The following is a 23,084-nucleotide window of genomic DNA, read 5'->3' as shown; positions in this document are numbered from 1 at the left end:
CATGGGGCGGGATCGAGAGAAACCGCCGGCTTCTCATCTCCGCATCCAGCTCTAGTATCCCTGGGCCACGCCCTCCCGGCGCGGGTCGGCGCCCCCTTCCAGCCCGTTCGGCCGCCTGGCCACCCCGTGCAGGCCTGAGTCCTCGCCGAAGCCGTGCTTCAGCGTCATGCCCCGCGCCGCCAGGGCCGGAACCACCCCGGCCGGGAACTTGTCGACCTCGGCGATGTAGTTGTCGCCATGGGCGATCAGGTTGGGCAGGGCCAGGGCCTCCGGCATGGGCAGCTTCCAGTCCAGGAAGCCGACCAGGGCCTTCAGGTTATAGGCCAGGATCGCCGGGCCGCCGGGGGAGCCCAGGGCGGCGACGAACTGCCCCTTTTGGTCGAACACGATCACCGGGGCCATGGACGAGCGCGGCCGCTTGTGCGGACCCGGCGCATTGGCCGCCGCAGTCCCGTCCGGCGCCTTGGGATTGAAGGAAAAGTCGGTCAGCTGGTTGTTGAGGAAGAAGCCGTCGACCATCCGGCCCGAGCCGAAGATGCTCTCGACCGTGGTGGTCATGGAAAGCACGTCGCCCTCGGCGTCGACGATCACCATGTGCGAGGTGCCACCCGGCTCGGGCGTGGCGTCCGGGCCGCGGGCCAGGGCGCCGTGCGGCTCGCCATGGCTGGGCGTCGGGCCGGCGGTCTCGCCGATCAAGGCGGCGCGCGAGGCTTCGTACTTGGGGTCCAGCAGGCCGGGGGTCGGCACCGAGACGAAGGCCGGGTCGCCGATGAAATAGTCGCGGTCGGCGTACATCAGCCGGCTGGCCTGGGCGAACTCGAACCAGGCCTGCGGGTCCTTGGGGCCGCGGCTGGCTATGTCGGTGTGCGCCAGTATGCCGAGACCCTCCAAAAGCCCCGCCCCGCCCGAGGGGTCGTTCGGCGTGCAGACCTCATAGGCGCGGTAGGGCCGGCACAGGGCCGGCGCCTCGTGCGGGCTATAGGCATTGAAGTCAGCCAAGGTCAGGGTTCCGGGATAGTCGCCCTGATGCGTGCGATCGACGATGTCCTGGGCGATCTTGCCGGAAAGGAGCGCGCTCGGCCCCTCGGCGGCTATCCGGCCAAGCGTCGCGGCATAGGCCGGGTTCTTCAGCACGTCGCCGGCGGCCATCCGCGTCCCGTCGGGCTTGCTGAAATAGGCGATCGCATCCGGCGAACTGGCCTGGGGTATGCGGCTGTGGATGAACATCGAAAGCCGCGGGCTGACCACGAAGCCGTCCCGGGCCAGGCGCTCCGCGTCGGCGAACAGGCCCTTCCAGGCCAGCCGCCCGTGCTCCTTCTGCGCCAGGGACAGCATGGCGATGGCGCCCGGCACCCCGGTCGAGCGGCCCGACAGCACGGCGGTGAAAAAGGGCAGGGGCTTGCGGTCAGCCCCCAGGAACAGGTCCGGCCCCGCCCCGGCCGGGGCGATCTCGCGCCCGTCATAGGCGATCGTCTTCTTCGTCTTGGCGTCGTAGTAGACCAGATAGGAGCCGCCGCCGACGCCCGAACTCTGCGGCTCCACCAGGCCCAAGACCGCCTGCACCGCCACCGCCGCGTCGATCGCCGAGCCGCCGGCCTTCAGCACCTTGACCCCGGCCGCCACCGCCAGGGGATTGGCCGCCGCCACCATGGCGTGGCGGGCGAAGCCGGCCTTGACCGAGGGCTCGGAGGCCGGCGGCGGCTCCTGCGCCCAAGGCGGCGTGGGTGCGGCCAGGGCGGCCAGGGCCAAAAAAACCGCCAGCAACCGCCCCACCGGGCGCCGATCAACGCAAGCCATAACCTGAATCCGTTCACCAACCGTCGCAGCCCACCATAGTCCGCGGCGAGCGGCGGGAAAGCCCCGTCTGTTCGACTCGCCGGGGCCGCGCGCCAATGCTACGCTTTCGGCGGGGATGATGTTCGAATTCACGCTGGGAGGGCGGATCGTGAAGCATCTTCGTACCGCGTGCGTGTTCGCCGGTCTCGCCTCGGGCGCCGGCGCCCTGGCCTATGCGGCCCCGCCGGCCAATGAGCCGCCGCCGACGGCCGTCTACTGGGTCAGCGCTTCCACCACCACCGGCATGATGGCCCAGATGATGGGGTCCGGCGGCGGGCGGCCTTCGCCACAGCAGATGATGGCCATGATGGCCCACGGCGGCCCGCCCGATCCCAACGCGCCCCAGCACAGCCTGCGCCTGCAACTGGGCTCGCTGCGCCATCCCGCAGGGCCGCCAGCGGCCGAGCATGATGCGCCCGACGGCCTGGGCGCCGGCCCGGTGCTGCCGCTGCTCTCCCCGCGCCCCGTGGCCGGGCCTGCGCCGCAGGAGGAGGAAGGTCCCCGGCCGCCGGCCCAGTACCACCAACCCCAGGGCCGCATGCTGATCTATTGGGGCTGCGGCGAGCACGCCCCGCCGAACCAGCCCTTGGTGATCGACTTCGCCCATGTCGCGGACGCGCCGCAGCGCTTCGCTGCGCTGATGCGCGGGCTGAACGTGCCGCCCATGCATGGGCCGTCCGCTGGCCGCTATCCCAGCTATGGCGAGTGGCCCAACGAGCGCAACAGCGACCCGGTCCCCGCCGCCGGCTCCCTGGCCGGGCCACATGTGGTCAAGGGCGACTACAGCCCCGAGATCCGCTTCACCCTTTCGCCGGGCCAGGATTTCATGCCGCCCCTGCGGCTGACCAGCAACACGCCCATGCGCTCCGGCGCGGTGCAGCTGGCCTGGGACGCCCTGCCCACCGCCACCGGCTATTTCGCCACCGTCATGGGCGCCCAGCGCGGTGGCGGCGGCGGTGGAGAGACTGTCGTCATGTGGACCTCGGCCGAGCGCGAGCTGGCGGCCTTCGCCGCCCCCGACTACATCTCGCCCGGCGAAGCCCGGCGGCTGGTGGGCGAGCGCGCCGTGCTCAGCCCCCAGACCACCAGCTGCGTGGTCCCGGCCGAAGTGGCCCAGGCCGCCCAGCATGGGCTGCTCTCCATGACCGCCTGGGGCGAGGAGGCCAATTTCGGCTACCCCGCCCGCCCTCAGCCGCCGGTCTGGGTGGTCAAGGTGCGCTATCGCTCGGCCGCCAGCGCGCTCCTGGGCCAGCCGAACGGCTTCGGCGGCGAGGAGCAAAGGCGAAATCGTCCAGGATTTCCGGGGCTTGGGGGGCTGTTCCCGCCGCACTGAGAAATTATGGCGCAGCCGCTTGCGCTCGACCGTCTTCCTGGGTAGGTTCCGCGCCCTCGCCGCAAGGCAGTGCGCGCCCGTAGCTCAGCTGGATAGAGCATCAGACTACGAATCTGAGGGTCGGACGTTCGAATCGTTCCGGGCGCGCCATTTTCCCGTAAAATTGCTTAGATGATTCAATGACGCGGGGCGATGCGCGCGGTCGCGCCCTCCTCCTTGCGTCAGCCGCCGTCCACGCCGCCCCAGTGAACCACCTGGACCTTTTCCAGGGTCACCAGGCCGAGGTTCTTCATGCCGTCCATGGCGTCCAGCAGGGCCTGAATCCGGTCCTCGGCATCGACGATCTCGATCACCAGCGGCAGGTTGGCCGACAGGTCGAGGATCTTGGCGGTGTGCAGCCTGGCCGACCTGCCGAAGCCCATCGGCCCGCGCAGCACGGTCGCGCCGGCCAGGCCCAGCTCGCGCGCCTTCAGCACGATCTCTTCGTACAGTGGCCGGCCAGCGCCCTGGCGGCCCTCCTCGGTATAGATCCTGAGCAGGACGGCGGGTTGCGGGGCCTGCATGGGTCAGCTCCCCTTGAGGACGTTGAGCGCGGCGCCGGCCACGTAGCCGAGCCACACGGACACAAGGCATAGCACGACCGAGGCGACCACGTTGAACCCGGCCCGCACGAACTCGCCGTCCTGGGCCAGGGTCAGGGTCTGCAGGCTGAACGAGGAAAAGGTGGTGTAGCCGCCGCAGAGCCCGACCATGACGAACTGGCGCACGTCGCCGGGCACCAGCACCCGGCCGTCGGGTCCGGTCAGGGTGGCGAAGAAGCCGATCACGAACGAGCCCAGGACATTGATGATCAGCGTGCCCCAGGGAAAGGCCTGGCCGAACCAGCCGGCCACCAGGCTGGAGCAGGCGTAGCGCGCCATGCCGCCCAGCGCGCTGCCGACCGCGATCCACAGATAGGTGACTGCCGCGCCCATGCCCTCAACCTGCTCGCACGTACGATTGCCTCGCGCCCGCCCTTTGCGGCATAACCCGCCCCACGCCGGCTTAGCTCAGATGGTAGAGCAGCTGATTTGTAATCAGAAGGTCACGGGTTCGATTCCTGTAGCCGGCACCACAGGGTCGACCGCATCAGGCGCTCCGCCTATCCCGCCCTGAAGACCAGATCGGCCGTATGGCGCGCGATCATGGCTTCCTCGTCGGTGGGAACCACCCAGAGCGCGATGCGGCTATCCTTGGCCTGTATCGGGCCCTGGCCGGAGGCGTTGGCGGCGGGGTCCAGGCGGGCGCCCAGCCAGGCCAGGCGCTCGCAGACCCGCCGGCGGATCTCGGGCGCGTGCTCGCCTATGCCGGCGGTGAAGACCACCCCGTCCAGGCCGCCGAGGCTCATGGTGAGCGCGCCGATCTCGCGGGCGATGCGGAATACGAACAGTTCGACCGCCTCGCGCGCCGCTGGCGCCTCGCTGGCCAGAAGGGCGCGCATGTCGCCGCTGAGGCCCGAGACGCCAAGCAGGCCGGAGCGGCGGTAGAGCAGGTCCTCGATCGCCGCGGCCGACATGCCCTTGGCCTGTAGCAGATAAAGGATCACCCCCGGGTCCAGCGCCCCGCAGCGCGTGCCCATCATCAGGCCGTCCAGGGCCGTGAAGCCCATGGTGGTGTCGATGCTGTGTCCGTCTTTCACGGCGCAGAGGCTGGCGCCGGCGCCCAGGTGGGCGATGATCAGGCGGCCGGCGGCGAGTTCGGGCGCCAGTTCGCGCACGCGGCCGGCTACGTATTCGTAGGACAGGCCATGAAAGCCGTAGCGCCGCACGCCTTCGGCTTCCAGGTCGCGCGGCAGGGCGAAGCGGTCGACGACCGGGGCGTGGCCATGGTGGAAGGCGGTGTCGAAACAGGCGACCTGGGGCAAGCTGGGATGGGCCGCCAGCACCGCCCGGACGGCGGCCAGATTGTGCGGCTGATGCAGGGGCGCGAGCGGACAGAGGGCGTCGAGCTCGTCCAGCAGCGGGCCGTCGATCAGGGCCGGGCGCCAGTGGGCCGCGCCGCCATGCACGATCCGGTGCCCGACCGCGGCCACGCCCTCGCCGCCGGCCTGGCCGTCGGCCCAGGCGATCAGTTCACTGAGCATCGCCTCGTGGGTCAGGTTCGTCGTCGCGTCCCAGCGCCGCTCGAGCACGACCTCGCCCCCGTCCCGGGCGACCAGGTGGGGCGCGGCGCCCAGGCCTTCGAGCTGGCCGTCGGCGAGGCGGATCAGATCCTCGCCGTCTTTGCGGAACAGGCTGAACTTGAGGCTGGAGGAGCCGGCGTTCAGGGTCAGGACGGCGTCGTTCACGCTGGCGGCCGCCCGACCTTGAGCATCGCCCGTCCGGACATCAGCACCGCCACGGCGCAGGAGGCGATGCGGGTCACCTCGGCGTCGGCGCGGCTGGTCAGGATGATCGGGACCCGCGCGCCCAGCACCACCCCCGCCGCATCGGCGTGGCCCATGAAGGTCAGCTGCTTGGCCAGGATGTTGCCCGAGACGAGGTCCGGGGCCACCAGGATGTCGGCCCGTCCGGCCACCGGCGAAACGATGCCCTTGTCGCGCGCCGCCTCCTCGCTGATCGCATTGTCGAAGGCGAGCGGGCCGTCCAGTACGCCGCCGACGATCTGTCCGCGGTCGGCCATCTTGCACAGGGCGGCGGCGTCGAGGGTGGACTGCAGTTCGGGATTGACGGTCTCCACCGCCGACAGGATGGCGACCCGCGGGTTCGCGATCCCCATCTCCTGAGCGAGGTCGATGGCGTTCTGGACGATGTCGCGCTTGTCGAGCAGGGACGGCGCCACATTGATCGCCGCGTCGGTGACCAGCAGCGGGCGCGGCCAGCCGGGCAGGGCCATGATGTAGACATGGCTGATGCGGCGCTCGGTCCTCAGGCCGGTGTCGTGCGCCACCACCTCGTGCATCAGTTCGTCCGTATGCAGAGAGCCCTTCATCAACAGGCTGGCCCGGCCGCAGCGGACCAGGGCCACCGCCTGGGCCGCCGCCGCGTGGCTGTGCGGCGCCGGCTCGATGTCGAAGCCTGCGAGGTCGATGCCGCCCGCTGCGGCGGCCTGACGAATCTTGGCTTCCGGGCCGACCAGGATCGGCCGGATCAGGCCGCGCGCCGCCGCTTCTGCCGCCGCCCCCAGGGCGTGTGCGTCGCAGGGATGAGCCACGGCGGTGACCACCGGCCCTGCCCCCGCCGCCCGTTTGAGCAGCGCGTGATACCAGGCGTGGTCGCCGCCCGGGTCGGCCTGTTCGTGCGTCATTCCAGCCTCCGCGGGTCTCGCTGTCCGGTTGCGCCGCCACCTGACCCTGCGCGCCGGTCCCTGGCCTTGACCCATCGCAATCGCGTGAACCAGCCTCGGCTGGCTGCGTCCGTCAAGCCACAGCGCCCTTGGGCCGCAAAGACTTGCGGCGTCTGGATGCAACCTCGAGCGCTACTCGCCGTTGAGAGGGGCGACGACTTAGGACCGATCCGTCAATAGGCCCCGCTCAGCGTGCAGTGACCAGGGGGGCGGATCGCTGGGAAAAGGGGTAGGATCATGAAAAAAGCGCTTCTTCTCGCAACCGTCTGCGCGGGCCTCTGCTGCGCCGGCGGGGCCATGGCCCAGAGCGATCAGCCGGATGGCTGGTATGGCGCGCTCGACCTCGGCTACCACAAGAGCGACAACATCAAGGTCGACGGGATCACCGGCGCGGACGTCAAGCTGAAGGGCGGGATCGTCGGCTTCGCCCGGCTGGGCTATCGCCTCACCCCCAATTGGCGGGTCGAGGTCGAGGGTGGCTACCGCCCGGATTTCGCGACCAATCACGGCGTCGCCGGCCACTATCGCACCGCCTCGGCGATGGCCAACGTGATCTACGACTTCATGCCGGATTCCAGGATCCAGCCCTTCATCGGCGGCGGCATCGGCGCGGCTTTCTGGCACGTCAAGGAATACACCCCGGAGACGCTGGAGCGCTCCAAGCGCATCGCCTTCGCCTGGCAGGGCCTGGCCGGGGTCAGCTACGCCGCCACCGATCAGCTGAACATCGACCTGACCTACCGCTACTTCAATGGCGGTAACGGCGATGTGGTCTGCCAGGGCGTCTGCCCGCCGACCCCGATCCACTTCGGCTACGTGACCGACAATTCGGTGACCATCGGCGCCCGCTACGCCTTCAGCGCGCCTCCACCGCCCCCGCCGCCGCCTCCCCCGCCCGCACCGCCGCCGCCTCCCCCGCCTCCGCCTCCGCCGCCGCCCCCACCGCCGCCTCCGCCCCCGCCGCCGGCGTTCGTGGCCAAGGAGTTCGTGGTCTATTTCCCCTTCGATCAGTACGCCCTGACCCCGGAAGCGCAGACGGTCGTGCAGCAGGCGGCCCAGTACGCCAATGACGGGCATGCGACCCGCATCGTGGTGGTCGGCCACACCGACACCTCTGGCAGCGCCAAATACAACCTGCGTCTGTCGGAACGCCGCGCCAAGGCTGTCGCTGACGCCCTGGTGGCGTTGAACGTGCCGGCCGCAACCCTGGCCGTGGACTGGAAGGGCAAGACCGACCTGGCCGTCCAGACCGCCGATGGCGTCAAGGAGCCGCTGAACCGCCGCTCGACGATCTCGATCAACTTCTGATCAGGATCAGAGTTCGCGTAACCATCAACCGGGAGCGGGGCTGCCGTCCCGCTCCCGGCGAAGCTAGGATATGCCCAAGTCCGAGGAGCGTGGATGAGCCGCACCACCCGCATACTGGTCCTGGCCGGATCGGCGAGCCTCCTGGCCGCCGGCGGGGCGCGGGCGGGCGGCTGGACCTTCACCGTCGGCGCCCAGGTCGGGGTCGGGCCGCCCTACGAGGGGGCCAACCGCGACATCCTCGAGCCTGCGCCCACCTTCGACCTGCGTCCGCGCGGCAGCCCGGAGCGGTTCACGCCGCCGGATGGCGGAACCACCATCGCCCTCTATTCGAACAAGTATTTCGAGGTCGGGCCGGTGGTCCGCTTCCGCTATCAGCGGGACCCTACGGGCGAGCTCAAGGGCTTCGACAAGGTCGACTGGGCCGCCGAGCCCGGCCTTTATACAGACATCTGGCCCACCGACTGGCTGAGGCTGCGGGTCGAGGGCCGCAAGGGCGTGACGGGCCATGTGGGCTGGGTCGGGGATGCCGGCTTCGACCTGGTCTATAACGGCAAGCGCTGGGACGCCTCGGTGGGCCCGCGCATCGGCTGGGGCGACCACCACTACATGCAGACCTATTTCGGCGTGACCCCCGCCGAGGCCGCCCGCAGCCCGCTGCACGCGGTCTATGACCCCGACGGCGGCCAGCGCTACACCGGGGTCGAGACGGCGGTCGGCTATCACCTGAGCCGCAATTGGCGGCTGATCGCCGACTTCGGCTACCAGCGCCTGGCGGGCGACGTGGCCCGCAGTCCGGTGGTGCGCGCCACCGGCTCGCCGGACCAGTATTCCTCCAGCCTCGGCTTCACCTACAGCTTCAGCGTCGGGAAATAGGGCGGGCTGAGGAAAAGTGTGAAGCGGCTTTCCGCCCGCAATCCGCCCCAAACGTTGGAATCAATCACCAGTCGAAGGCCGGGACCTCACGCCGCTCGCCCAGCATGAAGGCGTCGGCGACGTGGATCAGCGGCCAGCAATCGACCTCGCGCTCGCCCCGGCGCACCAGACCGGCGAAATGGTCGTACAGGCGGCCATACTCGGAGCCGTGCTCCAGGGCCTGGGGCTGACCGTTCAGGCTCAGCGCGCTTCCGCCGCCCGAGAGCTCCAGCCGCCCGCCCTCGGCCTCGATGTGGATGTCCCACGACTGCGAGCCGGTCTGCAGGAAGTCGAAGGTCGCCGTCACCGGCGCGCCGCTGACGTCCTCGAAAATCAGGTCCGCGGCGATTGGCGCCGCACGATTGGCGGGAAAGGCCAGGCTGGCGCGGCGCAGGTGGATCGGCTGCGGCAGGATGGCGGTGATGATCGACAGGGCGTTGATCCCGGGGTCGAACACCCCCATCCCGCCCGGCTGGAAGATCCAGTCCTGGCCCGGATGCCAGTGGCGAACGTCCTCCTTCCAGACGATCTCGGCCGACTTCAGCCGACGCCCGGCGAGAAAGGCCCGGGCTGGCTCGACCGCGTCGGCGAAGCGCGAATGCCAGCTGGCGAACAGGGTCAGGTCGCGCGCCGCCGCCAGGACCTTCAGGTCCTCGACCTCCGACAGGGTCGCGCCCGGCGGCTTTTCCAGGAACACGTGGCGTCCGGCCAGCAGCGCCTCGCGCGCCAGGGCGTGGCGCACCTGGGGCGGGGTGCAGAGCGAGACGGCCTCGATCTCCGGATGGGCGGCGAAGGCTTCGGCCAGGGTTGCGAAGCTTGGAACGCCGGGCGCGGTCCCGTGGTGGCTGACCGTGGCTGCCAGACGGAAATTTGCGCCCGTCGCCAGGGCCGGCAGGTGCTGGTCGCGCGCGATCTTGCCGAGGCCGACGATGGCGATCGGAACGGGACGGGTCATGCAGTGGCCTTTGTGTTCACAGGTTCGCCCTAAAGACGTGCAAAGCCCAGGGCAAGTCCTGCCTGCGGGCATTGGCCGCTTGGCCATCTCTTGGGTTCAATGCTAGCTGTCAACGCTCTCATGCCGCCGACCTGTTCGCCCTTTGTGATCGCCTTGACGACCGCGCTTTCCCTTGCGCCGGCGGCGACGGCGGGCGCGCCCGCGAGCCCCTACCAGTTCGATGTGGCGGTGGCCCCCGGCGACGGCGCGGGCCTGAAAGCCAACGCCGACCTGAACGCCCAGTTCACCACCCTGCAGACCAGCCTTCAGCTCGGGCTGGAGGCCAATCCGAACCTGGTGCGCAGCGATCCCCTCGCCCTGGCGCCGCAGGCCAGCGCCAGCCGCGAGACCCTGGGCCTCAACGCAGCCTGGGTCGGCCCCGGCGCGGCGCGCCTGGACCTGCAGGTGGGGGAGAAGCTGGACCAGGCCTGGGCGACGCCGGCCTTCCTGGCTTCCGGCGGCCATCAGGTCGACACCGATGACCTCACGGCCCGCCTCGACCTCAGCCTGACGCCGCTGAAGGCCGTCGACCTGACCGTCGGCGGCGGCGCCGAACAGCGCAACATCCTCGACACCGCCCTGGCCCAGGCGGCCGCGCCTGAGAGCCAGCGGCTGTTCGCCACCGCCACCCAGGACGCCCATGCCGGCCTGAAGTGGCGGCTGACCTCCTGGTTAAGCCTCAATGCCGGCGGCAAGCTGGAAATGGCCGACGCGCAGTGGCGCGGGCCTTCGACCAGCGGCGGCGCCACCGCGGCCGGCCTGACCTACGCCTTCATCGAACCCAGCGTCGACGGCGCGGTGACCCTGCCCGGCAAGGGGCAGCTCGACCTCAGCCTGACCCGGGCGGTCTCGCCGATCGACGCCGGGGCCTTCGCCACCTTTGCGGCCACCGAAGATCGCGCCGCCTCGGCCCGCTTCGGCCCAAACCGCGAGTGGCGCTACAGGCTGAGCTTCGACCAGAAGCTGGCGGCGATGAAGCTGTCCGCGGCCGTGACCCAGGCCCGCATCGAGAGCGCGACCGAACTCGGCCCCGTGGGCGCCGACACCCAGGCGCCGGTGGCCGTCACGGGGGGCGAGCGGCAGCAGGTCGATCTGGACCTATCAGCGCCCCTGGCGGCGATCGGGCTGCCCTCCCTGACCCTCACCAGTAGCGGGACCTGGCGCAATTCGCGCCTGCGCGACCCCTTCACCGGCGAGATGCGCCGGGCCTCTGCGGAATCGCCCCAGACCGCCAAGATCGCCCTGGTTCAGTCCCTCGCCGGGCTCAAGGCTCGCTGGGGGCTCGAGGGCCAGTTCGGCGGCGACCTGGCCCTCTACCAGATGAGCCAGATCAGCCGGGTCAGCGTCGACGACAGCCTGGGCGGCTTCGTCGAATACGCCCCCGGCTCGTTCGCCCTGCGGCTTCAGGTCGACGGCCTCTACGGCGGCGGCCGCCAGACCACCGACACCATCTTCGCCGGCCCTCGCGCCAACGGCTTCGTCGAGCGCGTCGATCACCATGTGGATGACGGCCAGGCGGTGCGGCTGGTGCTTAAGAAGGCTCTCTAGGCTCATCACAGCCTTGACCGCGTCCGCCGTGGCCCTCAGTTGAGCGGCATGGGCGAAACGCAAGACCTCCGCGGCCTGGCCATGCATCGGGCGATCCTGGCGATCGCCCTGCCGTCCATGCTGACCAACGTCGCCACCGCCCTGTTCGGCCTGGCCGACATGTGGGTGATCGGGCGGCTGGGCGATCCGGCGGCCCAGGGCGCGGTGGAGATCGGCGCCAAGCTTTTGATGACCCTCCTGATCGTGTTCAATTTCCTGCGCTCTGGCACCGTGGCCCTGACAGCGCAGGCGGCCGGGCGGGCGGACGAGGCGGCGCAGTCGGCGACCTTGGCTCGCAGCCTCGCCGTAGCCGCGGCCATCGGCGCCTTCCTGTTGGCCGCCATGCCGCTGGTCGTGCCGGCGGGCCTTGCCCTGTTCAGCGCCAAGGGCCAGGTCGCTGCGCTGGCGCGGACCTATGTGCAGATCCGCTATGCCGGGGGCGTGGCCTGGCTGATCAACGCGGTCCTGACCGGCTGGCTGATCGGGCGGCGGCAGGTTCGGGCGGTGCTGGCGGTCGAGGTCGGCTCCAACCTTCTGCATATCAGCCTGGACGCAGGCTTCGTGCTCGGCCTGCATCTGGGCGTGGCCGGGGTCGCCTTCGCGACCCTGAGTTCGGAGGCCGCCAAACTGCTGGCCTTGGCCACCATGGTCTCGCGTGAGGCGCCGGCCCGCGGCTTCGGAGCCGTCCTGCGCCGCGCCGAAACCTGGCGGCCGGTCGCGATCGGCCAACTGCTGCGGCTGAACCGCGACCTCTTCGCCCGCACGCTGCTCCTGATGGCGGCGACCGTGCTCCTGACCCGCACCGGCGCCCAGCAGGGGCCGACCATCCTGGCCGCCAACGCCATCCTCTATCAGCTGTTCATGCTCTCGGCCCTGCTGCTCGACGGCTTCGAAAGCTCGGCCCAGGTGCTGTGCGGTGAGGCGCTGGGCGGAGGGCGTCGGGGCGAGTTCCAGCGGCTGATTCTCGCCATCCTGGCCTGGGCCTGGGGGGCGGCGGCCCTGGTGACCCTGGCCTATGCGCTCGCCGGCGCGCGCATCGCCGCCAGCTTCAGCACCGCCCCGGCTGTGGTGGCGGCCACCGGCCTCTATATCGGCTGGGCGGTCGCCCTGCCGGCGACCGGGGTGACCTCGTTCGTGTTCGACGGGATCTTCATCGGCTCCAGCTGGACCCGGGCCATGCTGATCGGCATGGCCGCCGCCCTTGCGGTGTTCGTCGCCCTGCTGCTGGCCGCGCGGCCAATGGGCAACAATGGCCTGTGGCTCGCCTTCAACCTGTTCTTCCTCGCCCGCGCGGCCGGCCAGGCCCTGATGACGCCGGGCCTGATCCGCCGCAGCTTCGCCGGCGCCGCCACCGTGGCGCCGCTTCCCCAGGAGCAGCCGGCTTGAGCGCAGGCCCTGCCTTCAGCCTGGCCGGCCAACAGCTCGCCATCGGCCTCGCCACCTCGGTCGCGACCCTGGCCGGGGGCGGCCTGGCGCTGAAGCTCGGGGCCGAGCGGCGGTTGATGGTCGGGTTCGGTTGTGGCGCCATCCTGGGGGTGGCTTTCGTGGACCTCCTTCCAGAGGCCTTCGCCCTCGGCCGCGAGGCTTGGCCGCCTACCGCGCTGGGCGCAGCGGTCGTCACCGGATTTTTTGCCTACGTCCTGATCGATCGCCTGAGCGCCGCCTGGGGGCGTGCGGGACGCAGCTGGGCGGCGCATCTGGGGCCCGCCAGCCTGACCGCGCACAGCCTGATGGATGGACTGGCCATCGGGGTCGCCTTCGCCGTCTCGCCGCCCGCCGGAGTGGTGGTCGCCGCCGGCGTGGTGGCTCACGACCTGGTGGACGGCGCCAACACCGTCACGCTCAGCTTCGCCCGCCATCTCGGCGCCCGCAGCGCCCGCCGCTGGCTGGCGGCCGACGCCCTGGCCCCCCTGGCAGGTCTGGCCCTCTCGCACGCCGTCAGCCCGACTCGGGCCACGGCCGCCCTGATGCTGGCGACCTTCGCGGGCCTGTTCCTCTATATCGGCGCGACCGAACTCTGGCCCCGCGCCCGCTCCGGCGAGCTGGGCGTCTCGGGCGCCGCGGCGGCCGGGCTGGGCGCCGCCGCCGTGTTCCTGGCGGTCCGCCTCAGCGGGACTTAGCGTCCCGTCGCAATCCAGCGGTCCACCTCGGGCAGGCGCGCGTCGCGGACCTGGGCCTGGTAGAGGATGCTCGACACCGCCTTGCGCACCTCTTGGCGGGCGTCCTCGGGAATATTGCGGTCCGCGAAGGCGTTCAGCCGGTCGGCCAGGCCGCGGTCGGGCTCGCCGGTGACGAGGTGCGGCGCGAAGCTGGGCCGGCTGTCCGGCTCCAGAAGCTCGCTGACCTTTGCCCAATGGGCGCTGGTGAAGTCCAGCGCCAGGCCGGGATGGCGGTCCGAGACCGCGCCAATGATGTCTGGCGCGGTGGTGGCCGGCGGCTCGCCGGACAGGGCGAGGTCCAGCGCCTTGGCGGCCAGGGCCGGATCGTCGGCCGCGCCCAGCAGGCTGTAGTATTCGGTGCGCTCCAGCTCCGACTTGGCGGTCTTGGCCAGCTGGTGCAGCCGCTCCCAATCGGCGGCGCTGGCTTGGCGCCCGACGATGGCCAGCACCGTGCGGCGGGCGGAGGCGTCCAGGCTGGTCGGATCATACAGGAACTGGTCGAAGCGGCGATGGGCCTCGGCGGTCACGGCCGGATCGCCCATGTCGCCCAGGGCGCCGATCACCGCGCTGCGCATGATCGCCACGTTGAAGCTCTCGTCCGGCTGGCGGTCCCAGCCGATACGGGCCAGGCCGCGGGCCAGGACGCCGCGGGCGAAGCTGCGGAAGCGGGCCTGGCCGGGCGTTCCGGCGTAGAGCCGGTCGAGGCCGTTCAGGGTGTGGGCCAGCCTGGCCCAGACGACCGGATCGCTGCGGCTATCCAGGCGGACGGTCAGGTTCAGATAGTCGGTGATCGGCTCTAGGCCGCCAAAGCCAAGGGCGCGGGTGTCGTCCAAGAGGCCCAGCTGGTCGTCCGCCGACAACTCGCTGAAGCGCTGGGTCAGGGCGGCGACGCCGGCCGGCGAATAGAGGGTTCGGAAATAGCCGGTCTGGCCAGCGTTCAGCACCACCGGGCCGCAGCCCGGAACCTCGATCCGGCCGCCGGCGGTCCCGGCGATTACGCCATGGCCCGGGGCCGCCGAGTCCAGCGTCCGGGCGATCACCGGCACATGCCACACCCGCTCGCCGCGGGTGCTGTCGTCGATGCCATAGCGTCCCTGGGCCAGGGCCTGGCTGGTCTTGCCGGCTTGGCAGCTGGCTTCGCCCTGGCGCAGCAGGGGCACGCCGGCGTGCAGGGTGAAGTCATGGGCGATCTCGGTGATCGGGCGCGGACCCCCGCCCTGGTCGATCTCGCGCCACAGATCGTCGGTGACTGTGTTGCCATAGGCGTGGTCGGCCATGTAGCGGCGCACGCCGTCGCGGAAGGCGCTCTCGCCGACATAGGCCTCCATCATGCGGATCACCGCCGCGCCCTTCTCGTAGGTGATCTCGTCGAAGGCCCCGCCAGCCTGCAGCACGTCGTTGATCGGGGTTATGATCGGATGCGAACCGTCGCGGGCGTCGGTCTGCATGGCGCTCTCGGTTCCCGACTTGGCCTGCAGCCACAGCTTCCAATTGGGATGGAAATGGTCGGTGACCTTGTTCTCCATCCACGAGGCGAAGCCTTCGTTCAGCCACAGGTCGTTCCACCAGGCCATGGTGACGAGGTCGCCGAACCACTGGTGCGCCATCTCGTGGGCGACCGTGACATAGACCCCTTGCAGGTCCTGCTCGGTCGAGACCTTGGGGTCGATCAGAAGGTCGCGCTCGAAATAGAAGATCGCGCCCCAGTTCTCCATCGCCCCGAAGAACTGGCTGGAGCCCGGGCCGGCGATCAGGTCCAGCTTGGGCAGGGGGAAGGCTTTGCCGAAATAATCGTTGTAGTAGGGCAGGATCTCGGCGGCCGCATCCAGGGCGAAGCCGGCGTTCGCCGTGTCGCCGCGCTTGACGATGACGCCCACGTCGACGCCGCCGACATTGCGGTGGATGCGCTCGAAGTCGCCCAGGCCGAAGAACAAGAGGTAGGACGACATCTTCGGCGTCTCGGCGAAGCGTACGGTCTGCAGCTTGTCGTCCACCGCCTTGGCCTCGGCGACCGGCATGTTGGAGACCGCCATCTGGTCCTTGGGCACGGTCGCGGTCACCGTGAAGCTCGCCTTGCGCCCCGGCTCGTCCCAGCACGGCAGGAAGCGGCGGGCGTCGGAATTTTCGAACTGGGTGAACAGCGCCCGCTTGGAAGCGCCGCCCGCCTGATAGTCCAGGGCGAACAGACCCGAGGCCTGCTGGAAGATCCTGCCGTGATAGTCGAGGCTGAGGGCGTAGTGGCCGGGCTTCAGCGGATGGCTGAAGCCGAAGCTCGCGGTCTGCACCTTCTCGTCGTAGCGGATGCTGGGCTGGCCGGCCTCGCCGGACAGGGCGGCGTGGTCGATGACCAGGTCGGCGGCGTTCAGCACGATCTCGCGCGTCGCCGCATGCACGGTCAGGTCGATTTGCACCTTGCCCTTGAAGGTCAGGGCCGAGGCGTCGGGCGTGATATCGAGGTCGTAGTGGTCGGGGGTGACGTCGGCGGGCAGGACGATACGCTGCGAAGCGGCGGCGGGCGCCTGGGCCGCAGCCGGCAGGCCGGCCGCCAGGGCCAGGAAAAAGGCCAGGGCCCTGGCCGCTCGGGAAATCGACATGACAAACCTGCGCTGAACTTCGTTGCGCGCGACCCTAAAGCGAGTTCTCCGCAAAAGAGAACCGTTTTGTGATCTCAGCGCGGACGTAGGGCGCGGCGGCCTCAGTGCTCGTGGAACGAGCGCCAGAGGGTCTGGGTCAGGGGCTCAAGCCAGTATTCCAACGCGGTGCGCTTGCGCAGCGGCACCACCACGTCCGCGGGCATGCCGGGACGCAGGGCTTCGCCCTTGTCGCCGATCAGGGCCAACTCGCTCTGCGGCACGGTGATGTCGGCCACGAAATAGGCGCGGCCGGTGCGCTCCTCGACGACGCTGTCGGGGGAGATGCGGGTCAGCTGGCCGTGCAGGATCGGCACGTTGCGGCCATGCACGGCGGTGAAGCGGACCTGGGTCTCCTGGCCGACCTTCAGGTCGTTGGCGTCGCGCGGGGCCACCTGGGCCTCGATCACCAGCGGCAGCTTGTCCGGCACCACCTCCATCAGCCGCTGGCCCTGGGCCACCACGGCGCCCACGGTGTTGACCGTCAGGCCGGTGACGGCGCCGGAGACTGGCGCCACGGCCTCGGTTCGCTTCAGCCGGTCGCGGGCGGCCTGCAGCTGCGGCTCGTTGGCCTGCAGGTCGGCCTGGGCCCGGTGCATCTCGTCAGAGATCTGGCGGGCGCGCTCGTTGTCGCCCTGCAGGCTCTCCAGCCTCGCCTCGCCGCGCACGGCGTTCAGGCGGGCGATCTCGGCCGCTTGCGAGCCGGCGTCGCCTTCCAGGCCGGCGGCGGACTGCTCCAGGGCGCGCACGCGGGTGGCGGGGGCGTAGCCGCGGGCGGCCAGCTCCTTCATACCCTTCAGCTCGTCGGCGTTCAGCTGCTGCTGGCGGGCGTTCGCCGCCAGTTGACGCTGGTAGCCGATGATCTGCTGCTCGGCCTCGGCCTGGCGCTGGTTCAGCGTGCCGCGGCGGGCGGCGTCGGCCCCGCGCGAAGAGGCCAGAGCATGGGCCTCCAGCGCCATGGCGTGCTCGGCGATCACCTTGTCGTCGGCCGACAGGCTGGCGAACTCGGCCGGAGCGGTGATGCTGGCCGCGCCCATCTGCTCGGCCTCCAGGCGCGCGATCTGGGCCTTCAGCCCTATGACGCGCTCGGTCAGGGCGCGCTCCTCGGCTATGGCCTCGGCCGGGGCGAACTCGACCAGCACCTGGCCGGCCTGGACGTGGTCGCCCTCCTTGACCCTCAGCGAGGAGACGATACCGCCGTCGCGGCTCTGCACGCTCTGGCGGTGGCCGGAGACCACCACCACGCCCGAGGCGTTGGTGGCGGCGTCCATGCGGGCGAAGGCGGCCCATCCGCACAGGCCGACGAAGAAGACGGCGGCTGCGACGGATCCGAGCAGAATTTCGCGGCGCGGATTGTCCGGCGACGGGGAGGGGGCGGACAGGGCGGTCCAGAAGGAGCTGGCGGTGATACCGGACATGGGGCTCTAGGCTCGCATGGCTTGAACGTTCGTCGGCGCATGGGCCGGCGGGGCGCGCATGGCGGACAGGACGTCGTTGAGCTGGCCATAGTGGGCCAACTGGCCGTTCTGGATCAGGGCCAGGCGGTCGGCCACCGAAAGCACCGCGCCGCGGTGCGCCGCGACGATGATGGTCACCCCGTCCTTCTTCAGCTGGGTCAGGGTCTCGACCAGCTGCTGCTCGCCTTCGCCGTCCAGGTGGGCGTTGGGCTCGTCCAGGATCACGATCTTGGGTCGGCCGAACAGGGCGCGGGCCAGGGCGATGCGTTGGGTCTGGCCGGCTGAGAGGCCGGCCCCGCCGAGGCCGACGCGGGTGGCGTAGCCCTGGGGCAGGCGCAGGATCATCTCGTGCGCTCCGGCCGCCTGGGCGGCGCGGATGGTCTCGGCGTCAAGCGCCTCGGGATCCTCGCCCAGCCAGGCGCGGAAGCGCGAGATGTTGTCCTTGATGGTGCCAGAGAACAGCAGGAAGTCCTGCGGCAGGAAGCCGACGTGCTGGGCCAGGCGCTCGGGCTCCCAATCGGTCATGGCTGCGCCGTCGATGCGCACCACCCCGCTCTTGGGCGCCACCGCGCCGGCGAGGACGCGCAGCAGGGTCGACTTGCCGGCGCCGCTGGGGCCGATCACGCCGACGAAATGGCCGGCCTCGATCTCCAGGCGGATGTCGTTCAGGGCGACGCGGTCGAGGGTCGGGGTCTGCACCGTGACGCTCTCCAGGGTCACCTGGCCGACCGGCGCTGGCAGGCGGATGTGCGCGTCCTCGGGCTTGGCGCCGGCGAACAGGCGGTTCAGGGCCTCGAAGGCGGTGCGGGCCTGGATGATGCTCTTCCACGATCCCACCACCTGCTCGACCGGCGCCAGGGCCCGGGTCATCAGCAGCGAGGCGGCGATCACCGAGCCGGCCGAGATCTGCCGCTCAATGGCGAGCCAGGCCCCCACGCCGAGGGCGGCCGACTGCAGCACCAGACGGGCGAAGCGGATCAGGCCGCCATAGTGGGCCGCTGCGAAACTGGCCTGGGTCTGCAGTTGCACGACCTCCTGCCGTTCCTGCAGCTGCTTGGCCACCAGGGCGCGGCTCATGCCCAGGGCGCGGACCTCGGACGCCCAGGCCGAGGCGTGGTCCTGCTTGGCGTAGGCGACGCCGGCGGCGGTGTTGGCGGCGGTCAGGGGGCTGTGGGTCGCCTTCTCGTTCAGCCAGGCCAGGCCTAGCATCAGGGCGCCGGCGCCGACGCACATGCCGCCGATCACCGGGTGCAGCAGAAAGGCGGCCAGCACGTAGATCGGCGCCCAGGGGGTGTCGAACGCCGCCAGGATCGCCTGGCCGGCCACGGCCTGGCGGAAGGTGTCGAACTGGCGCATGGCCTGGGAGCGGTCGGTGCGGCTGAGGCTCGCCTGGCCCAGCACCTCGGTCATCACCGGCCCGGCCAGGTCGCGCTCCAGCCGGGCGCTCGAGCGCACCAGAAGGCGCGAGCGGATCCATTCCAGGAAGGCGAGGGTGGAGACGGCGGTCAGGCCGACCACGCTGACCAGGGCCAGGGTCTCGACGCCGTTGGTCGGCATCACCCGGTCATAGACCAGCAGCATGTAGAGGGTCGGCGCGAGATAGAGGACATTGACCAGGGCGCTGAACACCGCCGCCGCCATGAAGTGCGGACGACAGGCGGCGATCGCCTTCCGGAGCGGCGCGGCCACGCCGGAGAGCGGCGACGAAGCAGCCATGCGAACCCTATCCTCGCTGCGCGCCGGCCAGCCTGGCCCATGGCGCAATACCTGCCCGTAGGTCTAGCGAGCGCTCGGATAATTTATTGTAAATGGCGATGTCTAACGGGGGTGCGACAGTTTAAGTCGCCGGCCTGTCCGCGGCTGATGACAGCTTAAGGCAAAGCTATACTGAACAAGGGTTTGTGAACGAAAATCGCGCAACGCTGAAACGCCATATTTGTTTATAATTATGGTTAATGTTGTCTGACCTTGCCAGCTCCCGGCGTGGCGCCTGGTCACGTCCAGGTCGGGAGGCGGGCGGGCCGCCAGGGGCGAAGCGCGGCTTCAAGCGCTTCGGTGGAATCTTGTTCATATACGGCTTGCAGTATGTCCATCCGGCGCAAGTTCTGACGCCATACCGGCCCGATCAGGGTCGTTGGAGTTTCCAGCCGGCCCGCGGCCACATCGCCCATGGTCGGCGCCCCGGCGCGCCGCTCACCCCCTTCCAGCGGATCAATTGGGAGCGGCTCGCGGCGCTGATCATCAATCTCGCGGCCTGGGCGGGGATCGTCGGCTTGGCCCTGTGCCGACTGCCACATCCCTGACGGCCTGACCCGAAATAGGGGAACCTGAGCGCCGGCGGAACGTTGGCGGGCTGGCGGTACGACCAGGGCGCACGGGCCGCCGGCCAGAATCCTGGCGGGCGATTGAACTTGGCCCACATCGTGCTATGAGCCCGCGGCTTGGCATGGATGGGTCAGTTTGATGCGACTGCAAGATCAGATTCAGACGATCTCGGCCAAGCTTGCTCCGATTTCTCAGGCTGTGTTGAGCCAATTCAGGACGGATGCGTCGCAATTGCGCGCGGCGCTCGTTCAGAATTCGGGGCCGACTTGGCGCTATGCTTCAGGCGCAGTGGCCGGATTCGCCATGGTGGCCGCGGCCGCATCTCTGGTCTGGGCGAGCCATGCGCCGCTTGGCGCACAGGCGTCTGGCCCGCGGCGCCACCCGATCGCCGGCGGCGGCTTTACGCTGGCGGCCTTCCTCCGGCTGGATCCCCAAGGTCCGCCTATCGCGCAGCGCTATGACCCCCTGGCCCGGATCGCCCGCGCGGGCCTGCCGGACGCCGCGCACGCCCAGGCGCCTGCCGCCGGCGCGCCCGCTCCGCCGGCCCAGACCTTCGAGGACCTGACCCCGCAGCAGGCGGCCCTGGTCAACGCCCAGATTCCGTTCTCTCAGTTGCCGATCCAGGCCGCCAAGCCGTTCCGCCTGCCGTCCAGCGCGGCCAACGACCGCGCCCGCGCCCTGACCTGCCTGACCATGGCGGTCTATTACGAGGCCGCCTCGGAAAGCGACGCCGGCCAGGCGGCGGTGGCCCAGGTGGTGCTGAACCGCGTTCGCCACCCGATCTTCCCCAAGTCGGTGTGCGGCGTGGTGTTCCAGGGCTCGACCCTGCCGACCGGCTGCCAGTTCACCTTCACCTGCGACGGCTCGCTGAACCGGCGGCCCAGCCAGGCCGGCTGGGCGCGGGCGCAGAAGATCGCGCAGCGGGCCTTGGACGGTTACGTGCTGAAGTCGGTGGGCGAGGCCACGCACTATCATACCCAGTGGGTGGTGCCCTATTGGCGCCCGACCCTGGTCAAGGAGACCCAGATCGGCGCCCACATCTTTTACCGCTGGCCCGGCGGCATGGGCCTGCCGGCTGACTTCGGCGGCAAGTACGCGGGCTTCGAGCCGCCGCCGCCGCCGATCCCGGGCTTCGACACCGGCCAGACCACGGTGATGATCGCCCGCGCCGACAAGCCGGCCGCCCTGGCCCAGATCGCCGAGATCGACACCCCTGCCGCCACCCGCGAGGCGGTGCGGGAGGCCCAGGCCGCGCCCCTGACCGACCCGGCGCCGCTGGCGATCGCGCCGCCGCCGGCCGTCATCACGCCGCCGGCCTCGGCGGCGCCACAAAAGCCGGTCTATTTCGGCAAGCCGTTCCGCCAGCACCGCGGCCCGACGGTCGGCGGCTGAGGCGTGCGGCGCGGGAGCGACCGTGAAAGCGGCGTGATGCAGATTTTTTCAACGCTCCTTGTGGAGATTGCTGCCGCTGCAACGGACTTGACCTATGGTCCGGGTGAAGCTGCGGTGGCCGGGCAGGGGATGACGATGGTGTCGATGGGAGCTCGGCGGGGATCTCGCTGCGAATGATCGCCGAGTTTACGGCCGCTGCCGGCTCCTCGCTGGAGTTCGATATCTGCATCGTCGGCGGCGGCGCGGCGGGTCTGACCCTGGCCGCCTCGCTGATCGACAGCGGGCTTTCGGTGGTCGTGCTCGAGGCCGGCGGCCGCAAGCCGGACGCCAAGGGCCTGGACGCCTACAAGGGCGAGGTGGCCGACGCCAAGGCCCACCCTTTCCTGCATCATTTCCGCGTTCGCGCCATCGGCGGGGCCAGCCGAATCTGGGGCGGGCGCTGCATTCCCTATGACGACGCCGACCTCGCCGAGCGCCCCTGGGTCCCCGGCCCCGGCTGGCCGATCGGCTGGCAGGCCCTGGAACCCTACTACATCGCCGCCCAGGAGGCGGCCGAGGCCGGTCCCTTCGACTACGACCCCGCGACCGCCCTGCCGGGCCGGCCGGCCGAGTTCGCGCCCGGCCTGGACGGCGCCCTGGTCCGGACCACCCTGGAGCGGTTCAGCAAGCCGACCGACTTCTGGAAGCGCTACGGCGCGGCGCTGACCGCCGCGGCCAATGTCCTGGTGCTGCTGCACGCCGCGGTCACCGGCGTGCGCCTGAGGCCCGATGCAGCCTCGGTCGACCATATCGAGGTGGCCGCCGCCGATGGGGGGCGGGCCAAGGTTCGGGCTCGCCGCTATGTGATCGCCATGGGCGGGCTGGAGACGACGCGCCTGCTGTTGGCGTCCAGCGATGTGCGCCCGGCGGGGATCGGCAACGACCACGACCACCTGGGCCGCTACTATATGAGCCACCTGGCGGCCACTTCGGGGGTGGTGACCTTCAACGGCGATCCGGCGCGGATCAACTACGACTACGAGAAGGACGCCAGCGGGGCCTATGTGCGCCGCCGCCTGTGGCTGACGGAAAAGGCCCAGCGGGAAATCAGGGGCCTGAACGTGATTTTCCGGACCCATCTGCCGGACCCGGCGGACCCGGCGCACGGCGATCCGATCCTGTCGGCCATGTATCTGGTCAAGGACCTGGTGCTCTACGAATACAGCCGAAAGATGCGCGAGGCTGGCCCAGGCTGGGGCGGGCGACTTCGCCACCTCGGCAATATCCTCGCCCACCCGATCCGCCTGGCCCGGTTCGCCGTGAACTGGGTGCGCGACCGCAACCTGGCTGAACGCAAGATGCCCTCGGTGGTGCTCGGCTCGCCCCAGAACCGCTATCCGATCGAGTTCCACGCCGAACAGTCGCCCAATCCCGACAGCCGCCTGACCCTGACCGGGGACCGCGACGCCTACGGTATGCCGCGCCTCAGAGTCGACTGGCGGGTCAACGCCGCCGACCTGGAAGCCCTGAAGCGAGCCTATGCGGTGCTGGCGGCCGAACTCGAGCGCACTGGCGTCGGCCGGCTGGACTATTCGCCGGACGAGGTCGCCGAACGGGCCCTGGCCGAGGGCGCCTATGGCGGCCATCACCTGGGGACCACGCGCATGTCGGCGCGGCCCGAAGACGGGGTTGTCGACCCCGATCTGCGCGTGCATGGGGTGAACAACCTCTTCGTCGCCAGCGGGTCGGTGTTGCCGACCTCCAGCCAGGCGAACCCGACCCTGACCATCCTGGCCCTCAGCCTGCGCCTCGGCGACCGGCTGAGGGCGGACCTAGCCGCCTAGAAGG

At 70.4% G+C, this 23,084-nt stretch carries 18 protein-coding genes and 2 tRNA genes; 11 read left to right on the top strand and 9 right to left on the bottom strand.

Going from position 1 to position 23,084, the window contains the following annotated elements; all coding sequences use genetic code 11:
- Nucleotides 1-51 precede the first annotated feature (51 nt).
- The gene (locus tag KCG34_RS15510) at nucleotides 52-1,797 is read right to left on the bottom strand and encodes a gamma-glutamyltransferase family protein (protein ID WP_211936546.1); all 1,746 of its coding nucleotides are present in this window, start codon (nucleotides 1,795-1,797) and stop codon (nucleotides 52-54) included.
- A gap of 148 nt (nucleotides 1,798-1,945) precedes the next feature.
- On the opposite strand from KCG34_RS15510, the gene KCG34_RS15505 reads away from it, so the two are divergent.
- The gene (locus KCG34_RS15505; RefSeq protein ID WP_211936545.1) at nucleotides 1,946-3,169 is read left to right on the top strand and encodes a hypothetical protein; all 1,224 of its coding nucleotides are present in this window, start codon (nucleotides 1,946-1,948) and stop codon (nucleotides 3,167-3,169) included.
- A gap of 73 nt (nucleotides 3,170-3,242) precedes the next feature.
- Nucleotides 3,243-3,319: transfer RNA gene (locus KCG34_RS15500), tRNA-Arg, on the top strand.
- A 71-nt stretch (nucleotides 3,320-3,390) separates the two neighbouring features.
- Here KCG34_RS15500 and KCG34_RS15495 read toward each other — a convergent pair.
- Complete coding sequence (locus tag KCG34_RS15495) at nucleotides 3,391-3,732, bottom strand: putative PII-like signaling protein (RefSeq protein WP_211936544.1); 342 nt, start codon at nucleotides 3,730-3,732, stop codon at nucleotides 3,391-3,393.
- Between the two features lie 3 nt (nucleotides 3,733-3,735).
- A complete protein-coding gene (gene crcB / locus KCG34_RS15490; protein WP_211936543.1) occupies nucleotides 3,736-4,143 on the bottom strand; it encodes a fluoride efflux transporter CrcB in 408 nt (135 codons plus the stop codon).
- A 64-nt stretch (nucleotides 4,144-4,207) separates the two neighbouring features.
- On the opposite strand from crcB, the gene KCG34_RS15485 reads away from it, so the two are divergent.
- Nucleotides 4,208-4,283, top strand: a tRNA-Thr gene (locus KCG34_RS15485).
- A 27-nt stretch (nucleotides 4,284-4,310) separates the two neighbouring features.
- Here the strand turns inward: KCG34_RS15485 and KCG34_RS15480 are convergent.
- Both KCG34_RS15480 and KCG34_RS15475 read right to left on the bottom strand, forming a co-directional pair.
- A complete protein-coding gene (locus KCG34_RS15480; RefSeq protein WP_211936542.1) occupies nucleotides 4,311-5,495 on the bottom strand; it encodes an acetate/propionate family kinase in 1,185 nt (394 codons plus the stop codon).
- Entirely contained in the window at nucleotides 5,492-6,454 is a 963-nt protein-coding gene (locus KCG34_RS15475; protein WP_249138040.1) for a bifunctional enoyl-CoA hydratase/phosphate acetyltransferase, read from the bottom strand. The genes KCG34_RS15480 and KCG34_RS15475 overlap by 4 nt, the downstream gene beginning before the upstream one ends.
- Before the next feature lie 276 nt (nucleotides 6,455-6,730).
- On the opposite strand from KCG34_RS15475, the gene KCG34_RS26065 reads away from it, so the two are divergent.
- Entirely contained in the window at nucleotides 6,731-7,801 is a 1,071-nt protein-coding gene (locus tag KCG34_RS26065; RefSeq protein WP_211936540.1) for an OmpA family protein, read from the top strand.
- Nucleotides 7,802-7,894: 93 nt separating this feature from the next.
- Entirely contained in the window at nucleotides 7,895-8,674 is a 780-nt protein-coding gene (locus KCG34_RS15465) for a MipA/OmpV family protein (protein WP_211936539.1), read from the top strand.
- 64 nt (nucleotides 8,675-8,738) lie between these two features.
- Here KCG34_RS15465 and KCG34_RS15460 read toward each other — a convergent pair whose 3' ends face one another.
- Nucleotides 8,739-9,668: a Gfo/Idh/MocA family protein gene (locus KCG34_RS15460; RefSeq protein ID WP_211936538.1), complete on the bottom strand. Its 930-nt coding sequence runs from the start codon at nucleotides 9,666-9,668 to the stop codon at nucleotides 8,739-8,741.
- A 153-nt stretch (nucleotides 9,669-9,821) separates the two neighbouring features.
- Between KCG34_RS15460 and KCG34_RS15455 the strand changes: the two genes are divergently transcribed.
- The 3 genes from KCG34_RS15455 to KCG34_RS15445 are packed head-to-tail and all read left to right on the top strand — an operon-like array spanning nucleotide 9,822 to nucleotide 13,414.
- Nucleotides 9,822-11,255, top strand: a complete 1,434-nt coding sequence (locus KCG34_RS15455; RefSeq protein WP_211936537.1) for a TonB-dependent receptor — start codon at nucleotides 9,822-9,824, stop codon at nucleotides 11,253-11,255.
- A gap of 48 nt (nucleotides 11,256-11,303) precedes the next feature.
- A complete protein-coding gene (locus KCG34_RS15450; RefSeq protein ID WP_211936536.1) occupies nucleotides 11,304-12,680 on the top strand; it encodes an MATE family efflux transporter in 1,377 nt (458 codons plus the stop codon).
- Complete coding sequence (locus KCG34_RS15445; RefSeq protein ID WP_211936535.1) at nucleotides 12,677-13,414, top strand: ZIP family metal transporter; 738 nt, start codon at nucleotides 12,677-12,679, stop codon at nucleotides 13,412-13,414. Before KCG34_RS15450 ends, KCG34_RS15445 begins: the two co-directional genes overlap by 4 nt.
- Here KCG34_RS15445 and KCG34_RS15440 read toward each other — a convergent pair.
- The 3 genes from KCG34_RS15440 to KCG34_RS15430 form a co-directional block, all read right to left on the bottom strand.
- Nucleotides 13,411-16,047, bottom strand: coding sequence for a M1 family metallopeptidase (locus KCG34_RS15440; protein ID WP_211936534.1), 2,637 nt, complete (start codon nucleotides 16,045-16,047; stop codon nucleotides 13,411-13,413). The two genes, KCG34_RS15445 and KCG34_RS15440, sit on opposite strands and share 4 nt — an antisense overlap.
- A gap of 101 nt (nucleotides 16,048-16,148) precedes the next feature.
- Nucleotides 16,149-17,501 (bottom strand): HlyD family type I secretion periplasmic adaptor subunit, encoded by a 1,353-nt coding sequence (locus KCG34_RS15435; protein WP_211936533.1) that lies wholly within the window; start codon nucleotides 17,499-17,501, stop codon nucleotides 16,149-16,151.
- Between the two features lie 6 nt (nucleotides 17,502-17,507).
- Entirely contained in the window at nucleotides 17,508-19,256 is a 1,749-nt protein-coding gene (locus KCG34_RS15430) for a type I secretion system permease/ATPase (protein WP_211936532.1), read from the bottom strand.
- A gap of 347 nt (nucleotides 19,257-19,603) precedes the next feature.
- On the opposite strand from KCG34_RS15430, the gene KCG34_RS15425 reads away from it, so the two are divergent.
- The 3 genes from KCG34_RS15425 (at nucleotide 19,604) to KCG34_RS15415 (ending at nucleotide 23,080) form a co-directional block, all read left to right on the top strand.
- Nucleotides 19,604-19,843 carry a hypothetical protein gene (locus tag KCG34_RS15425; protein WP_211936531.1) on the top strand — a complete coding sequence of 80 codons (240 nt, stop codon included), beginning with the start codon at nucleotides 19,604-19,606 and terminating at the stop codon, nucleotides 19,841-19,843.
- A 325-nt stretch (nucleotides 19,844-20,168) separates the two neighbouring features.
- Nucleotides 20,169-21,257: a cell wall hydrolase gene (locus tag KCG34_RS15420; RefSeq protein ID WP_211936530.1), complete on the top strand. Its 1,089-nt coding sequence runs from the start codon at nucleotides 20,169-20,171 to the stop codon at nucleotides 21,255-21,257.
- Nucleotides 21,258-21,430: 173 nt separating this feature from the next.
- Nucleotides 21,431-23,080 (top strand): GMC oxidoreductase, encoded by a 1,650-nt coding sequence (locus KCG34_RS15415; RefSeq protein WP_211936529.1) that lies wholly within the window; start codon nucleotides 21,431-21,433, stop codon nucleotides 23,078-23,080.
- Nucleotides 23,081-23,084 lie beyond the last annotated feature (4 nt).

It is taken from the genome of Phenylobacterium montanum, from assembly GCF_018135625.1.
GTDB lineage: Bacteria > Pseudomonadota > Alphaproteobacteria > Caulobacterales > Caulobacteraceae > Poindextera > Poindextera montana.
This window is presented reverse-complemented; position numbering and strand designations above follow the sequence as displayed.

What these genes read in the sequence shown, in the direction of transcription:
- KCG34_RS15495 (WP_211936544.1), bottom strand. Translation starts at nt 3,732, where the DNA reads ATGCAGGCCCCGCAACCCGCCGTCCTGCTCAGGATCTATACCGAGGAG.
- KCG34_RS15460 (WP_211936538.1), bottom strand. Translation starts at nt 9,668, where the DNA reads ATGACCCGTCCCGTTCCGATCGCCATCGTCGGCCTCGGCAAGATCGCG.
- KCG34_RS15475 (WP_249138040.1), bottom strand. Translation starts at nt 6,454, where the DNA reads ATGACGCACGAACAGGCCGACCCGGGCGGCGACCACGCCTGGTATCAC.
- KCG34_RS15450 (WP_211936536.1), top strand. Translation starts at nt 11,304, where the DNA reads ATGGGCGAAACGCAAGACCTCCGCGGCCTGGCCATGCATCGGGCGATC.
- KCG34_RS26065 (WP_211936540.1), top strand. Translation starts at nt 6,731, where the DNA reads ATGAAAAAAGCGCTTCTTCTCGCAACCGTCTGCGCGGGCCTCTGCTGC.
- KCG34_RS15430 (WP_211936532.1), bottom strand. Translation starts at nt 19,256, where the DNA reads ATGGCTGCTTCGTCGCCGCTCTCCGGCGTGGCCGCGCCGCTCCGGAAG.
- crcB (WP_211936543.1), bottom strand. Translation starts at nt 4,143, where the DNA reads ATGGGCGCGGCAGTCACCTATCTGTGGATCGCGGTCGGCAGCGCGCTG.
- KCG34_RS15440 (WP_211936534.1), bottom strand. Translation starts at nt 16,047, where the DNA reads ATGTCGATTTCCCGAGCGGCCAGGGCCCTGGCCTTTTTCCTGGCCCTG.
- KCG34_RS15510 (WP_211936546.1), bottom strand. Translation starts at nt 1,797, where the DNA reads ATGGCTTGCGTTGATCGGCGCCCGGTGGGGCGGTTGCTGGCGGTTTTT.
- KCG34_RS15415 (WP_211936529.1), top strand. Translation starts at nt 21,431, where the DNA reads ATGATCGCCGAGTTTACGGCCGCTGCCGGCTCCTCGCTGGAGTTCGAT.
- KCG34_RS15435 (WP_211936533.1), bottom strand. Translation starts at nt 17,501, where the DNA reads ATGTCCGGTATCACCGCCAGCTCCTTCTGGACCGCCCTGTCCGCCCCC.
- KCG34_RS15465 (WP_211936539.1), top strand. Translation starts at nt 7,895, where the DNA reads ATGAGCCGCACCACCCGCATACTGGTCCTGGCCGGATCGGCGAGCCTC.
- KCG34_RS15420 (WP_211936530.1), top strand. Translation starts at nt 20,169, where the DNA reads ATGGTGGCCGCGGCCGCATCTCTGGTCTGGGCGAGCCATGCGCCGCTT.